Source organism: Loktanella sp. IMCC34160 (genome assembly GCF_004145845.1).
Taxonomy (GTDB): domain Bacteria; phylum Pseudomonadota; class Alphaproteobacteria; order Rhodobacterales; family Rhodobacteraceae; genus SELP01.
Map to the genome: position 1 here is coordinate 124,907 of NZ_SELP01000003.1, position 14,804 is coordinate 139,710.

Annotated in this window: 16 protein-coding genes; 11 read left to right on the forward strand and 5 right to left on the reverse strand. The window is 65.2% G+C overall.

Annotation, left to right across the window (positions count from 1 at the left end):
- The gene (locus EU803_RS08780; RefSeq protein ID WP_129681888.1) at positions 1-1,662 is read left to right on the forward strand and encodes an amidohydrolase; all 1,662 of its coding nucleotides are present in this window, start codon (positions 1-3) and stop codon (positions 1,660-1,662) included.
- Complete coding sequence (locus EU803_RS08785) at positions 1,652-2,512, forward strand: DMT family transporter (protein ID WP_129681889.1); 861 nt, start codon at positions 1,652-1,654, stop codon at positions 2,510-2,512. Before EU803_RS08780 ends, EU803_RS08785 begins: the two co-directional genes overlap by 11 nt.
- Before the next feature lie 3 nt (positions 2,513-2,515).
- Here the strand turns inward: EU803_RS08785 and EU803_RS08790 are convergent, their stop codons facing one another.
- Entirely contained in the window at positions 2,516-3,124 is a 609-nt protein-coding gene (locus EU803_RS08790) for a LysE family translocator (protein ID WP_129681891.1), read from the reverse strand.
- 48 nt (positions 3,125-3,172) lie between these two features.
- Positions 3,173-4,384, reverse strand: a complete 1,212-nt coding sequence (locus EU803_RS08795) for a crosslink repair DNA glycosylase YcaQ family protein (protein WP_129681893.1) — start codon at positions 4,382-4,384, stop codon at positions 3,173-3,175.
- A 105-nt stretch (positions 4,385-4,489) separates the two neighbouring features.
- Between EU803_RS08795 and EU803_RS08800 the strand changes: the two genes are divergently transcribed.
- From EU803_RS08800 to EU803_RS08835, 8 genes are all read left to right on the forward strand, one after another.
- Positions 4,490-5,440 carry an asparaginase gene (locus EU803_RS08800; protein ID WP_129681895.1) on the forward strand — a complete coding sequence of 317 codons (951 nt, stop codon included), beginning with the start codon at positions 4,490-4,492 and terminating at the stop codon, positions 5,438-5,440.
- 57 nt (positions 5,441-5,497) lie between these two features.
- Positions 5,498-5,977, forward strand: coding sequence for an SsrA-binding protein SmpB (smpB, locus tag EU803_RS08805; protein WP_129681897.1), 480 nt, complete (start codon positions 5,498-5,500; stop codon positions 5,975-5,977).
- A gap of 118 nt (positions 5,978-6,095) precedes the next feature.
- Entirely contained in the window at positions 6,096-6,377 is a 282-nt protein-coding gene (locus tag EU803_RS08810) for a hypothetical protein (protein ID WP_129681899.1), read from the forward strand.
- Between the two features lie 130 nt (positions 6,378-6,507).
- Positions 6,508-7,374: a 3-mercaptopyruvate sulfurtransferase gene (sseA, locus tag EU803_RS08815; protein WP_129681901.1), complete on the forward strand. Its 867-nt coding sequence runs from the start codon at positions 6,508-6,510 to the stop codon at positions 7,372-7,374.
- Positions 7,374-8,555, forward strand: coding sequence for an amino acid aminotransferase (locus tag EU803_RS08820; protein WP_129681903.1), 1,182 nt, complete (start codon positions 7,374-7,376; stop codon positions 8,553-8,555). The genes sseA and EU803_RS08820 overlap by 1 nt, the downstream gene beginning before the upstream one ends.
- A 69-nt stretch (positions 8,556-8,624) precedes the next feature.
- Positions 8,625-8,954 carry a metalloregulator ArsR/SmtB family transcription factor gene (locus EU803_RS08825; protein WP_129681905.1) on the forward strand — a complete coding sequence of 110 codons (330 nt, stop codon included), beginning with the start codon at positions 8,625-8,627 and terminating at the stop codon, positions 8,952-8,954.
- Between the two features lie 12 nt (positions 8,955-8,966).
- Positions 8,967-9,692, forward strand: coding sequence for an arsenical resistance protein ArsH (gene arsH, locus EU803_RS08830; RefSeq protein WP_129681908.1), 726 nt, complete (start codon positions 8,967-8,969; stop codon positions 9,690-9,692).
- Between the two features lie 61 nt (positions 9,693-9,753).
- Positions 9,754-10,128: a rhodanese-like domain-containing protein gene (locus EU803_RS08835; protein WP_129681910.1), complete on the forward strand. Its 375-nt coding sequence runs from the start codon at positions 9,754-9,756 to the stop codon at positions 10,126-10,128.
- Between the two features lie 71 nt (positions 10,129-10,199).
- Here the strand turns inward: EU803_RS08835 and EU803_RS08840 are convergent, their stop codons facing one another.
- Positions 10,200-11,516 carry an ammonium transporter gene (locus tag EU803_RS08840; RefSeq protein WP_129681912.1) on the reverse strand — a complete coding sequence of 439 codons (1,317 nt, stop codon included), beginning with the start codon at positions 11,514-11,516 and terminating at the stop codon, positions 10,200-10,202.
- A 25-nt stretch (positions 11,517-11,541) separates the two neighbouring features.
- Positions 11,542-11,880, reverse strand: a complete 339-nt coding sequence (locus EU803_RS08845; RefSeq protein WP_129681914.1) for a P-II family nitrogen regulator — start codon at positions 11,878-11,880, stop codon at positions 11,542-11,544.
- Between the two features lie 281 nt (positions 11,881-12,161).
- Here EU803_RS08845 and EU803_RS08850 point away from each other — a divergent pair, with 281 nt between their 5' ends.
- Positions 12,162-14,315 (forward strand): PBP1A family penicillin-binding protein, encoded by a 2,154-nt coding sequence (locus EU803_RS08850; RefSeq protein ID WP_129681916.1) that lies wholly within the window; start codon positions 12,162-12,164, stop codon positions 14,313-14,315.
- On the opposite strand, the gene EU803_RS08855 is transcribed toward EU803_RS08850, so the two are convergent.
- Positions 14,312-14,782 (reverse strand): GNAT family N-acetyltransferase, encoded by a 471-nt coding sequence (locus EU803_RS08855; RefSeq protein ID WP_242494324.1) that lies wholly within the window; start codon positions 14,780-14,782, stop codon positions 14,312-14,314. The two genes, EU803_RS08850 and EU803_RS08855, sit on opposite strands and share 4 nt — an antisense overlap.
- Positions 14,783-14,804 lie beyond the last annotated feature (22 nt).

Consider the following 14,804-nt stretch of genomic DNA (forward strand, 5'->3'; position numbering starts at 1 on the left):
ATGACAGCGACCCGCGCCCCTGACCTGATCGTCACCGGGGCGCGCGTGCTGACCATGTGGGCGGACCGGCCCCGCGCCGGGGCTGTGGCCATTTGCGACGGGGTGATCGTCGCGGTGGGCGACCGGGCCGAGGTCGAACCGCTTGCCGGGCCGGACACCCGCGTGATCGACGCAGGCGGCGCGACCGTTCTGCCGGGCTTTGTCGAAAGCCACCTGCACCTTGTGTTGGGCGGGTCGGAGTTGACCCACCTGTCCCTTGTCGGGATCGAGGGCGAAGCGGCGCTGACCGGAGCGTTCCGCGCCTTTGCCAACGATAACCCGGACGCCCCGCTGTTGATGGGACAGGGTGGCGACTATGGGCTGATCGGGCGCCCGATGACCCGCCATGACCTTGACCGGGTGATCGCGGACCGCCCCATCGCCATCACCGCGCCGGATCATCACACCGTCTGGGCCAATACCGCCGCCCTGCGCGCCGCCAGGCTGCTGCACGGGGCCGATACACCGCCGGGGCACGACGTGGTCATGGCCGAAGATGGCACTGCCACCGGTGAATTGCGCGAATTCGAGGCCTTTGCGAAGGTCATCGCCCTTGGCGGCGACGAGCGGGTGAACCTTGGCATTGCCACGGGCCGCGATCCGTCGCCGTGGCCCGATGCCGCCGCGCTGGCGGTAGACCGGGAAAAGGCCGCGCGGGGGCTGGCCCATTGCGCGGCCCACGGGATTACCAGCGTCATCAACATGGACGGGAACCGCTATACCCTTGCCCTGCTGGACGGGTTGCGGGCCGAGGGGCGGCTGACCGCGCGGGTCAAGGTGCCGTTCCATTTCAAGCCGGACATGGGGCTGGACCAGATGGAGGAGGCCAGCGCCCTGACCGCCGATTATGCCGATGACTGGCTGTCGTCGGGCATGGTCAAGCTGTTCATGGATGGGGTGATGGACAGCCGCACGGCCTTTCGGCTGGGCGACTATCCCGGCCAGCCGGGCCACCGGGGCGCGGGCCTGTTCGGGCAGGACGATTTTGCCCGTATCGCGAAAGAGGCCGACCGGCGCGAGTTGCAGATTGCGGTTCATGCCATCGGCGATGCCGCCGTGCGCCGGACGCTGGACGGATACGCCGCCGCCCGCGCGGCCAACGGCCCCCGCGACAGCCGCCACCGGATCGAACATATCGAGATGCTGGACCGGGCCGACCTGCCCCGCTTTGCCGCGCTGGGTGTCGCCTGTTCGATCCAGCCGGTGCATGGGCCGGGGGTTCTGGACTTTGGTCTGGACGGGACGGAGCCGTTCGGGGCGGACCGCCTGAGCGATGCGTTCCTGTGCCGCGATTTGCAGGCGGCGGGCGCCGTGGTTTGCTTTTCCTCCGACTGGCCGGTGACGGATATTTCCGTTCTGCGCGGGATCCAGGCGCAATTGACCCGCCGCCCCTATCCCGGTGCCAGCGACCAGCGGCTGCCGCTGGCCGACACGCTGGCCGCCTATACCGCGCGCGGGGCATGGGCCGCGCATATGGAGCGGCTGACCGGCACGATCCGTCCGGGCCTTGCCGGGGATCTGGTGATCCTGACCGGCGATATCGAGGCGGTGCCGGAGGCAGAGATCGACACCCTTGGTATTCGGGCGACCATCGCGGGCGGGCGGGTGACCCATGGGGGATAACCTGCGCGGCAGCCTTTTCATGATCGCCGCGATGGCGGGATTTGCGGTTGAGGATATGTTCCTCAAGGCCGCCGCCCGAAGCCTGCCCACGGGCGAGGTTCTGATGTTGTTTGGCTTGGGTGGCTTGCTGGCGTTTGTGGGTCTGACAAGGCGGAACGGGCAGGACATCTGGTCTTCGGCCTATCTGTCGCGTCCGATCCTTGTTCGGTCGGGGTTCGAGGTGACGGGGCGGCTGTTCTACACGCTGGCCTTTGTCCTGACGCCGCTGACCTTTGCCACGGCGATCCTTCAGGCAACGCCGCTGGTCGTGGTCGCGGGGGCGGCGCTGTTTCTGGGCGAACGGGTCGGCTGGCGGCGCTGGACGGCGATCGGGGTCGGCCTTGCCGGGGTGCTGCTGATCCTGCGGCCGGGGCTGGCGGGGTTCGAGCCGCTGTCCGTTCTGGCGCTTTTGGGGATGCTGGGGTTCGCGGGCCGCGATCTGGCCACGCGCGCCGCGCCGCCGGTTCTGTCGAATGCGCAACTGGGCATCTGCGGATTTTCGATGCTGACGCTGGCCGGGGCGATCCTTGCCACGGTTGAAGGCGGGCTGCACCTGCCGGACCTGCCCACCGCCGGGCTGATCGCAGCGGCCACGGTTTTCGGCGTCTTCGCCTATAACAGCCTGACCATTGCCATGCGGACGGGCGAGGTGGGGGCGGTCACCCCGTGGCGCTATACAAGGCTGGTCTTTGGTATTGTGCTGGGCGCGACGGTGTTCGGGGAACGGCCCGATACGCTGATGATCGCCGGGTCTGTTCTGGTAGTGGGCAGCGGGGTCTTTGCGCTGGTCCGGACAAGGAAGGTGGGGTGAGATTCACCCCACCACCCCGTTCCGCAACATCCAGAGCCCGACCAGCAGCAGCGCTCCGCCCATGGCCAACGTCAGCCACCGCGCCTGCGCCGGATTGCGGAAGCTGCGGGCCAGGCTGTCCCCCGCGATGGTCCACAGCAGGAAGGCCAGCAAGTTGTTGAGGGTGAAGACCGTTGCGATAAACAGGACTAGCCCGGCCCGATGGTCCTTCGTCGGCGCGAGGAACTGGCTGAACATCAATCCGATGATCACATAGGCCTTGGGGTTAAGCAGCAAAAGCACCGCGCCGTCCCACCAGCCCGCGACCCGCGCCGTGACCCGATCCGGGGTCAGACCGGCCCGCAGGATGCCCAGCGCCAGCCACAGAACATAAAGCGCCCCGGCGATCCCGATCCAGCGAAACAAGGCCGGAACAGTGTCTAACAAGGCTGAAAAGCCCAGCCCGATCCCCACCGTCACCACCCAGGTCGCAACGTGATATCCGGCATTGGCAGGCAAGGTTGCCCGCAGGCCAAAGCGCGCGCCATTGGCCGCAAAGAACAGGTTTCCCGGTCCGGGGCTATAGGCCAGCGGGAAGAGGAAGACGAGCAAGGGAAGCAGGGTCTGGGTCATGCGGGCACTATCGCGCCCCTGTGGACGGCAGACGACCCGGAACCTGCGCTATCGCGTCATGGGATCGCGCAGCCAGTCGGGGGCGAAGCGGAGGTTCGGACAGCCCGCAAACCGGGCGATCCGTTCGATCTCGGCCTCCAGCCGGGACAGCCGCCCCCGGCCCATCCGCACCCCGGCTTCGGGCCAGAAGGCGGTGATTTCGACGGCCCCGGCGGTCCGGTCCGCCTTCATGTCGATCCGGCCGATCAGGCGGGTGCCTTCCATCACCGGGAAGACGTAGTAGCCATAGGTCCGTTTCGGCGCGGGGACGAAGATTTCAATCCGGTAGTGGAAACCGAACAGCCGCTCGGCCCGCGCCCTGTCGCGCAAAGCCGGGTCGAAAGGGGACAGGATGCGCACGCGGGCCGATGGATCGGGCAGCGGGGATTCCCATGCGCCGGGGCGGGCGAAGACGCGGCGCCGCTCGCCGGTCGCGCCTTCCACTTCGACCTCGATAATCTCGCCCCGTGACTGGACGGATTGGCACCATGCGCGGGCCTCGTCCTTGGTGGCGAGTTCCCAAAAGGCGGAAAGCTCGGTGCTGGTGGCGAATCCCAGCCGGTCCAGCGCGGCCCGCATCGCCCAATCCACGCTTTCGTCGCGGTCGGTCCGGGCGGACAGATGCGCCGGGGGGATCACCCGTTCGGTCAGGTCATAGACCTTCTGGAACCCGTCGCGGCGCACCACCGACACCTCGCCCGTGCGCCAAAGGTATTCGAGCGCGGTTTTCGACGGGTGCCAATCCCACCAGCCGCCAGATTTGCGTTCTTCGCCTTCGCCGACAGATCCCGAGGTGCATTCGCCCTGCGTTTCAATCTGGCGGCGGACCTCTTCGATCTTGTCCAGAAACCCGTCGCGCCGCCATTCCTGCCAACGGCGGTGAAGGTGTTGCCGGTCGGTTTCGAACCGGTGCCGCCAGTGATGGAAGAAGGCGACCGGGATGACGGAGGCATCGTGGGTCCAGTGTTCGAAGACCACCCGGTCCCGGTGCAACAGCGATTGCAGGGCGGGGGGCCGATATTGCCCGCGCCGCGACCAGAGGATCAGGTCATGTGCGCGGGCCAGCGTGTTGACGCTGTCCACCTGAACGAAGCCAAGATCGGTGATCACATTGGCCAGATCGGTGCCGCGTCCGGGCCCGCCGGTGGTCGACAAGAGCCCGTGCCGGTCCAGAAACAGGCGGCGCGCGGTGTCATTGGACAGGATCGGACGGGCGGTCATGCGGGCACATTAGCAGGTGCGCGGAGGGGCGCCAGCCCGATCAAGTCCCCTTGCGGTTGCCTTGCCCATGGGTCAGGTAGGGTCAAACGGAACAGGTGGCGTCAAATGTCCATACTTCTGATTCACACCGGTGGAACGATTGGCATGGACCGGACCGAGAGGGGCTATGCCCCCCGCGCCGGTGTGGTGGAGGACGCTATTGCGGAGTTGCGGGCGCAGGGCGAGCTGCGAGAGGTGGTGGATATCCTGCGCCTCGATCCGCTGATCGACAGCGCCAATGCCACGCCTGCCGACTGGACCCGCGTGGCGCGGGCGATCTTTGACAATCTTGATGCCTATGACGGGTTTGTTGTGACCCATGGGACCGACACGCTAGCCTATACCGCCGCGGCGCTGTGTTTTGCCCTTGAAGGGTTGAACCGCCCGGTGATCCTGACCGGGTCGATGCTTCCGCTGACCCAGCCGGGCAGCGATGGCTGGGCCAACCTGTCGAACGCGCTGGACGCGGCGACGATGGCCCCGGCCGGGGTCTGGGTGAAATTCGCGGGAAACCGGCTGCATGGGGCGCGGGTGCGCAAGTCCCATTCCTCGGCCCCTGATGCCTTCGAGGCTGCAGCGGAATCGACCCCGCCGCGCGTGTCGTCCACCCAGCGCCGGGTACATGATTTCGGCACCCACGACATCGCGATCCTGTCGATCGCGCCGGGGGTGTCGGCCCATGTGATCCGCGCGGCCCTGACCGAATGCGATGGCGTTGTGCTGCGCTGCTATGGGTCGGGGACGGTGCCGGACAGCCCGGCGTTGCGCGATGCGCTGACGGCGGCGCGCGACAAGGGCACGCTGGTCATCGCGGTCAGTCAATGCCCGGAGGGCCGGATTGCCCTTGGCACCTATGCCGCCGGGGCGGTTCTTGTCGATGCGGGCGTGGTCGATGGCGCCGATATCACGGTCGAGGCGGCCTATGTGAAACTGGCCCATGTCCTGTCGCGTGGATTGACCCCGGAACAGTCCCGGGCCGAGTTGACGCGGCTGTATTGCGGCGAGGCGAGCCTGTAGCCATAAGCCATTGATGCCCTTGTGTGGCATGGGCCGATCCCCTATCTCGGGCGGACCATGGCCAAGAAACCGAAGACAGACCCGAACTACAAGGTGATCGCCGAGAACCGGCGTGCCCGGTACGACTATGCCATCGAGTCGGATCTTGAGGTGGGGATCATCCTTTCGGGGTCCGAGGTGAAATCGCTGCGGTCCGGGCAGTCGAATATCGCGGAAAGCTATGCCTCGGTCGACAATGGGGAGTTGTGGCTAACCAACGCCTATATCGCGCCCTATGAACAGGCCAAGACCTGGGGTCATGAGGAGCGGCGCAAGCGCAAGCTGCTGGTGAGCCGGAAAGAGCTGTCGCGGTTGTGGAATGCAACCCAGCGGCAGGGCATGACCCTTGTCCCGATGGTCATGTATTTCAATCACAAGGGTCTTGTGAAACTGAAGATCGGCGTGGCCAAGGGTAAGAAGCTGCACGACAAGCGGGCCACCGACGCCAAGCGCGATTGGGACCGCCAGAAGCAGCGTCTGCTGCGGCAGAACAACTGACCCGCGCCCCGTTTCGGGGAAAAACCACTGATTTCTCCCTCTGTTTCCAGCCCCGCCGCCGTGGTTTGTGTTGGACAACGTCTGACGTTCTGTCGGGCAGATAGGGAGAATGGGGACGATGGAACAACTGATTATTCAACTGGTGTCGGGTGCGATCGGCGGCAACGTGGCTGGCGGCGTGCTGAAGAACCTGTCGCTGGGCACGCTTGGAAACTCGCTTGTCGGTATTCTGGGCGGCGGCATAGGTGGCCAGATTCTGGGAATGCTGACCGGCGGCGCGATTGACGGCGAGGCCGCGAGCGGCATCGGCGGCATCCTGACCCAGGTGGCCGGAGGTGGCGTTGGCGGCGGTGTGCTGCTGGCGGTTGTCGGTGCAGTAAAGAGTGCGTTGGGTAAGTGACGCGTTGAGGTTACGAGTAGCGGGGCGCCTTCGGGCGCCCCTTTCGTTTGCGCCAACGCCCTTGCGCGGCAGGGTTCCCCGCGCTAGTGACCCCCTGACCTTCACGCGACAGAACAGGGAGAGGCGACCCATGTCCGCGCAGTTGGAAAGCGACCCGAAAACGCTGGTGTCCACCGAATGGCTGGCGGCGCACCTGAAAGACCCGGACCTGCGCATTCTGGACGCGTCCTGGTACATGCCTGCCGACAACCGCGACCCGAAGGCCGAATACGAGGCCGCGCATATCCCCGGCGCCCGTTTCTTTGACATTGACGAGATCGCCGACCTGCGGTCGGACCTGCCGCATATGGTTCCCCCGGTCGAGAAATTCATGGCCCGTATGCGGGCGATGGGCATCGGCGATGGTCATCAGGTGGTTGTCTATGACGGGTCCGGCCTGTTTTCGGCGGCCCGCGTCTGGTGGCTGTTCCGCCTGATGGGCAAGACCGACATCGCTGTTCTCGACGGCGGCCTGCCCAAGTGGAGCGCCGAGGGCCGCCTCCTGACCGACGAACCGCCCCATATCCGGGACCGCCATATGACCGTGATGCGCCAGAACCAGATGGTGAAGGACGTGACCCAAGTCGCCCGCGCCGCGAAGCTGGGCGACTATGCCATCATCGACGCCCGCGCGCCCGAACGGTTCCGGGGCGAGGTGGCCGAGCCGCGCGAGGGGCTGCGGTCGGGCCATATTCCCGGCGCGCGCAACGTGTTCTTCAAGGAATTGCTGAATGCGGACGGCACGATGAAATCGCCCGACCAGACCCGCGCCATTTTCGAGGCGGCGGGCGTTGACCTGTCGAAACCGGCGATCACCTCTTGCGGGTCCGGCGTCACCGCCGCGATCCTCGCGCTGGCCCTGGAGCGTCAGGGCAAGCGGGACCATGCGATCTATGACGGGTCGTGGTCCGAATGGGGTATGTACCCCGATCTTCCCATAGCCACCGGAGACGCATGATGCTGGAGCATCTCAAAGACCAACCCGCTGACAAGATCCTGATGCTGATGCAGGCCTACCGCGAGGACCCGCGGGCCGATAAGATCGACCTTGGGGTCGGGGTCTACAAGGATCCGACCGGGCTGACCCCGGTGATGCGGGCGGTCAAGGCCGCCGAGCAGCGGATCTGGGAAAGCCAGGACAGCAAGGCCTATACCGGGCTGGCCGGCGATCCGGCCTATGCCGATGCGATGGTCGGTCTGGTTCTGGGCGATGCCGTAGCTCGCGACCGCGTGTCGGCCGTGGCCACCCCGGGTGGCACCGGTGCGATCCGGCAGGCGCTGGAACTGATCCGCATGGCCGCGCCCGAGGCGACCGTCTGGTTGTCGGCCCCGACCTGGCCGAACCACCCTTCCATCATCAAATACCTCGGCATGAAAATGGCCGAATACCGCTATTTCGACGAGGCAACCCGCGGTGTCGATTTCGGCGGCATGATGTCCGATCTGGCCGGGCTTAAATCCGGCGACGTGGTCCTGCTGCATGGCTGCTGCCACAACCCGACCGGGGCCAACCTGACCGGTGACCAGTGGGACGAGGTCATCGCCCACCTGAAGGCCAAGGGCGCGGTGCCGTTGATCGACATCGCCTATCAGGGCTTTGGCGACGGGCTTGCCGCCGATGCCGCCGCGACCCGCGCCGTGGCCGGTGCGGTCGATGAATGCCTGATCGCGGCCTCTTGCTCCAAGAACTTCGGGATCTACCGCGAACGCACCGGTATCCTGATGGCGATTGGCGATGCCGCACGGGGCAAGACCACGCAGGGCACGCTGAATTTCCTGAACCGTCAGAACTATTCCTTCCCGCCGGACCATGGGGCGCGGATCGTGTCGACCATCCTGAATGACGCTGCGCTGCGCGCCGATTGGGAGGCGGAACTGGAAGAGGTGCGCAACACCATGCTGGGCCTGCGCACCCAATTGGCCGATGAGCTGCGCCGCCTGTCGAATTCCGACCGGTTCGATTTCATCGCCCATCACCGGGGCATGTTCAGCCGCATCGGCACCACCGCCGAGAAGGTGGAAAAGATGCGCGCCGACAGCGGGATCTACATGGTATCGGACAGCCGGATGAACATTGCCGGTCTGAACAGCGAAACTGTGCCGATCCTTGCCAGGGCGATCATCGACGCCGGGGTCTGACCCGACAAAGTTTCGGCCCGCCATCGCGCGGGCCTTGACTATGCCTTTTATTTCTATATTTCTCGAAATATGGAATCAAAGAACGCAATAGAGGCGCTTGCCGCCCTGGCCCAGGAGGGGCGGTTGGCCGCCTTTCGTCTGCTGGTCAAACACGCGCCGGACGGTCTGCCTGCGGGTGAGATCGCCGAGCGGCTGGAGATGCCGCCCAGCACCCTGTCCACCAATCTGTCGATCCTTGCGCGTGCGGGGCTTGTCTCTGCCACGCGCGAAGGCCGGTCGATCCGCTATCGCGCGGATATGTCCGGCATGGCCGCATTGCTGGCCTATCTGATGGAGGATTGCTGCGGCGCCAGTCCGGCGCTGTGCGATCCCGTCATTTCCAAAGTTACCTGCTGCTGAAAGGTCGGCCCCATGTCCGATACCCCGAATATTGTCGATGATCTGTTCCACCTGCCCGACCCCGGCGCCCTGTTCCCCAGTGAACGGCGCAGCGATCCGCCGCGCATCCTGTTGCTGTATGGGTCGCTGCGGGATCGGTCGTTCAGCCGTCTAACCGCGGAAGAAGCCGGGCGCATCCTGACCAAGCTGGGGGCAGAGGTGCGGTTCTTTCACCCCTCTGGCCTGCCGCTGCCGGATGATCCGGCCAATACGGCGGGCACGGATCACCCCAAGGTCGCGGAACTGCGCGATCTGGTGAACTGGTGCGACGGGATGGTCTGGTCCTCGCCCGAGCGGCACGGGGCAATGACCGGGATCATGAAGGCGCAGATCGACTGGATTCCGCTGTCGCTCGGCTCGGTTCGGCCGACGCAGGGCAAGACGCTGGCGGTGATGCAGGTGTCAGGTGGATCGCAAAGCTTCAACACCGTGGGGCAGTTGCGCATTCTTGGGCGCTGGATGCGGCTTTTGACGATCCCGAACCAGTCGTCGGTGCCGAAAGCGTGGCAGGAGTTTGGCGCGGACGACCGGATGAAGCCCTCGGCGCTGTATGACCGGATCGTCGACGTGATGGAGGAGCTGGTCCGCTTTACCCTGCTGACCCGCGACATTCGCGAGCACTTGGTCGATCGCTATTCCGAACGCAAGGAAAGCGCCGCCGAACTGACCAAGCGGGTTTCTCTGACCAAGGCGCTGTAGCGGGCCTTGCATTCACGCCGCAAGCGGCCACATCCTTGGTAGACACAGATGGGAGAACATCATGCAGACCGAACAGACCGACAACGGAACCCTTGAGACCTGGACCCCGGAGGAGGTTTCCGCCGCGCTGGAGGCCGGGGAGATATCCCTGATCGACGTGCGCACGACGCAGGAGTTCATGTTCGAACACATCCACGGCGCGATGTTGATGCCGATGCCGTTCTTCCGGCCCGAGACGGTTCCCTTTGGCGGCCCGAAGAAGATCGTGTTCCATTGCGGATCGGGGATGCGGTCCGAGCGGGTGGCGCGGGCAGCGCTGGCCGCCGGGCAGGAGACCGTGGCCCATATGGGCGGCGGGTTCGGCGCATGGAAGGCCGCGAAGTTGCCCTATATCGGGACGGATATGGCGACCGGCGCCCCGAAGCGGGTCGACTAAGCCCGGACACCAAAAAACCCGGGCGGTGTCCCGCCCGGGCAGTTTGCCTAATCAGCTGACTGGAAGGTTTATCAGCCTTTCGAGAATTCGGGGTAGGCTTCCATCCCCAGCTCGGCCATGTCGAGCCCGTTGATTTCGTCTTCTTCCGAAACCCGGATGCCCATGGTGACCTTGAGGATGTACCACAGGACCGCCGAGGCGACGAAGGTGAAGGCCCCGATCGCGACGATCCCGAGGATCTGCGCACCCCAGTTGCCGGTGTAGAAGGCAACCGCCAGCGTACCCCAGACCCCTGCGATCAGGTGAACCGGGATGGCACCGACCACGTCGTCGATCTTCAGCTTGTCCAGCATCGGCACGGCGAAGACCACGATGATCCCACCCACGGCACCGGTCAGCAGCGCACCAAAGAGCGACGGCGCGAGCGGTTCGGCGGTGATCGACACGAGGCCAGCCAGAGCGCCGTTCAGCACCATGGTAAGGTCCGGCTTCTTGTACATGATCTGGGTCAGGATCAGGGCGGCAACGGCCCCGGCCGCCGCGGCCATGTTGGTGTTGGCGAAGATGCGGGACACGTCGGTCACGTCACCCACGGTGCCCATGGCAAGCTGCGAGCCGCCGTTGAACCCGAACCAGCCAAGCCACAGGATGAACGTCCCAAGCGTCGCGAGGGCAAGGTTCGAGCCCGGCATCGGGATGGTGCGCCCGTCCTTGTACTTGCCAATCCGCGGCCCAAGGATCAGGGCACCGGCCAGCGCGGCGAAACCACCGGCAGCGTGCACGAGGGTCGAGCCGGCGAAGTCGGAGAACCCGGCTTCGGACAGCCAGCCGCCACCCCACTGCCAGGAGGCTTCGATCGGGTAGAAGATACCGGTCAGAACGACGGTGAAGATCAGGAAGGGCCACAGCTTGATCCGTTCGGCCAGCGTGCCGGACACGATGGAGGCGGTGGTGGCACAGAACATCAGCTGGAAGAAGAAGTCGGAGCCGACAGAGGCATAGTCGAGCGCCGCATCTTCGGCAGCAAGGCCGACCGGTTCAAGCGAGGTCGGGCTGAAGCCGCCAAGCCATCCAGCAATGGACCAGGCGTCGCCCGGATACATCAGGTTGAAGCCCACCAGCCAATACATGATCGCGGCGATGGAGAAGAGCGCGATGTTCTTGGTCAGCTGCATGGTCACGTTCTTGGACCGCACCAGACCGGCCTCGAGCATGGCAAAGCCGGCTGCCATCCAGAAGACGAGGAACCCGCCGATCAGGAACAGAAGCGTTGTGAAGATATAGGGGTTGATGTCGGGCGCAGCGGCCACTTCGGCTTCTTGCGCGAAGCCCAGCGCCGGGATCGCGGCAAGCGCGGCGGCGAGGGGGAGAATACGGTTCAGTTTCATGTGTCCTTGTCCCTTGTGAGGTTGCCTAGAGCGCGTCGTCGCCGGTCTCACCGGTCCGAACGCGCATGGCGCTTTCGACGTCGAGAACGAAAATCTTGCCGTCACCGATCTTTTCGGTGCGGGCGGTTTTGGCGATGGTCGCCACGACCTCGTCGGCCATGGCATCCGGCACGACGATGTCGAGCCGCACCTTCGGCACGAAGTTCACGGCGTATTCGGCGCCGCGGTAGATCTCGGTGTGGCCGGACTGCGATCCGAACCCCTTGATCTCGGACACCATCATGCCGCGCACGCCCGTGGCGGTGACCGCCTCGCGGACCTCCTCGAGCTTGAACGGTTTGATTGTCGCAATGATGAGTTTCACGGTCTTCCCCTTGCAGATTTCGATGCTGCGGACGCCACGGCAGGTGACGCCTGACAGGGCAAAGGGTGCGCGACAGCCCGCCGGAGACAAGAAATGCTGCACCTGCAAAATGGGTTGTCACGTCGAAGGTGCACAATTTTTGCACAAAAAGTTCCTTTTGGTTATTTTTTGTGCAGAACGCTAAGCGAAAAGCCCCGGCCAAAGGCGACTCAATCCGCTCTACATCCGAAAACATTGGGGGTATTGTCGGCCAAAAGACCCACGCTGAACGAGCAGAGCAGATGACCGGACCGAACCGATCCAGACCCACGCTGGTGGCCGAGAAACGCTATTCCGGCCAACCGAAGGCCGCCGCGTCGAAACCCCGGCGCAAGCCATCGGGTGGCGGTGGTGGCAAGCGCAGGCCCCCGGCCAAGCGCCGCGCACCGCGCGGGCCGCTGGGATGGATCTGGGCAATGGTGGCCTGGATCTTCCGGGTGATCTGGGGTGTCAGCTGGCGGATCGGGCTTGTCGTCGGCATCATCATTGCCGGCGCGGTGATCTATACCGCGACGACCCTGCCGCCGGTGTCAGAGCTGGTCGATGGGCGCGCACGCGGGTCGGTGACTTTGCTGGACAGGTCAGGGCAGGTCTTCGCATGGCGGGGCGACCAGTTCGGCGGGATGATCGACGCCCAGACCGTTTCACCGCATCTACACAACGCCGTGGTCGCGACAGAGGACAAGCGGTTCTATCGCCATTTCGGCATCTCGCCACGCGGCGTGGCCAGTGCGATCCGGATCAACATGCGCGAAGGCCGTGGCCCGCTGGAGGGCAACGGCGGGTCGACGATCACCCAACAGACCGCCAAACTGTTGTGCCTTGGCACGCCCTACGACCCCGAGACATGGGAAAGTGAAGCGGAGTACGAAGCCGACTGCCGCCGCACGACCCTTGCCCGCAAGGTCCGTGAAGCGATCTACGCGATGGCGATGGAGGTCAGCTATTCCAAGGAAGACATCCTGACGATCTACCTCAACCGGGCCTATCTGGGCGCGGGCACCCGCGGGTTCGAGGCGGCCGCGCAGCGCTATTTCGGGATTTCGGCCAATGAGGTGAACCCCAGCCAGGCCGCGATTCTGGCAGGGCTGCTGAAGGCGCCCACGACCTATGCCCCGACCAACAATCTGCAACGCAGCTGGGACCGGGCCAATGTCGTCATCGGGTTGATGGAAGATCAGGGATACCTGACCGCCGCGCAGGCCCGTGATGCGCGCGACAACCCGGCCGGACTTAGCGCTGCTGCCGCCGCCCGCGCGGGTGGGTATTTCGCCGATTGGGTCATGGATTCGGGGCCGGAGTTCTTTACCCGCAACACCACCGAAGACGTGATCATCCGCACCACGCTGGACCCGCGCATCCAGTCCGCCGCCGAAGAGGCCCTGATATGGGTGTTCGAGAACAAGGTGCGCGAGGGGTCAGAGGCGCAGGCCGCTATCGTGGTCATGTCCGCCGATGGCGCTGTGCGGGCCATGGTTGGCGGGCGCAATACGCAGGCCTCGGGCGCGTTCAACCGGGCAACGCAGGCCCTGCGCCAGACCGGGTCTCTGTTCAAACCCTTCGTCTATGCCACCGCGCTGGAACTGGGGATGAGCCCGAATGACATCGTCGTGGATGAACCATTCTGCATGACCGTTCCCGGATCGGGCGAATGGTGTCCGTCGAACTACAGCCGCGACTTTTCCGGGGCCGTGACCCTGACCGAGGCGCTGACCCGGTCACTGAACATCCCGGCAGTAAAAGTGTCCGAGCAGGTCGGGCGCGACAACGTCCGCACCATCGCCGAGGGGTTCGGGGTGCAAAGCGACCTAGCCGCTGGCCCGTCTCTGGCGCTGGGGGTGTCGGAATCGACCCTGATCGAGATGACAGGCGCTTATGCCGGCATCCTGAACGGCGGGTCGTCGGTGACCCCATATGGTCTGGTCGAACTGCGCCTTCAGGGCGATGACGTGCCCCTGATGGGCACGGGCGGCGGGATCGGCGAACGGGTGATCCGCGAAGATGCCGCCCGACAGCTGACGTGGATGATGCACAACGTCGTGCAGAACGGCACCGGGCAGCGCGCCCGCGTCGACGGCTGGCAGATCGCAGGCAAGACCGGCACCACGCAGGCCGCCCGCGACGCATGGTTCATCGGCTTTACCGGCGATTACGTGGCCGGGGTCTGGATGGGCTATGACAACAACACGCCGCTGACGGGGGTGACCGGGTCCGGTCTTCCGGCCGAGATCTGGCATGAAACCATGACCCGCGTTCTGACCGGGATGCAGCCCGTGCCGCTGCCGATGCAGGCCCCGCCTGAGCCTGTGCGAGCCGCCCCGGTCAACGGTGGCGGCCAACAGGGACGCGACCCGATCGTCGACCTTTTGAATGCGATTCTGGGCGGTGGAAACTAGACCGGGCGCTCCATGAACACTGAATGCGGGCCTTCGACGTAATCGCCGAACGGCCCGCAATCGACAAAGCCGGATCGCCGATACAGCCGGTGCGCATCATAAAGGTCATCGCCGGTTTCCAGCCGCAGCATCGGCAGGCCCGCGTCCCGCGCGGCCCCGATCACCGTGGACACCAGCAGCGCACCGATCCCGGCCCCGCGCGCGGCGGGGTCCACATACATCGACTTCAACTCGCCATAGTCGCCCTTGTCGGCAAGGGCCACGCAGCCCCGTGCAGCGCCGCCAATCCGCGCGGTCCAGAACCGGATCGACGGCACGCAAAGGTCGTCGATGGACAGGGCAAAGGAAAACTCTGGCGGGTATTTCGACAGAAGAAAGGCGTGGCTTGCGGTAATCAGGGCGGTGGCTTCGGGGTCGCGGGGGCTGCATCTTTCGATGGTCACCGCCGATGTCATGGTGTCTTGCACGCTGGGCGCCTTCTGGCTGTAA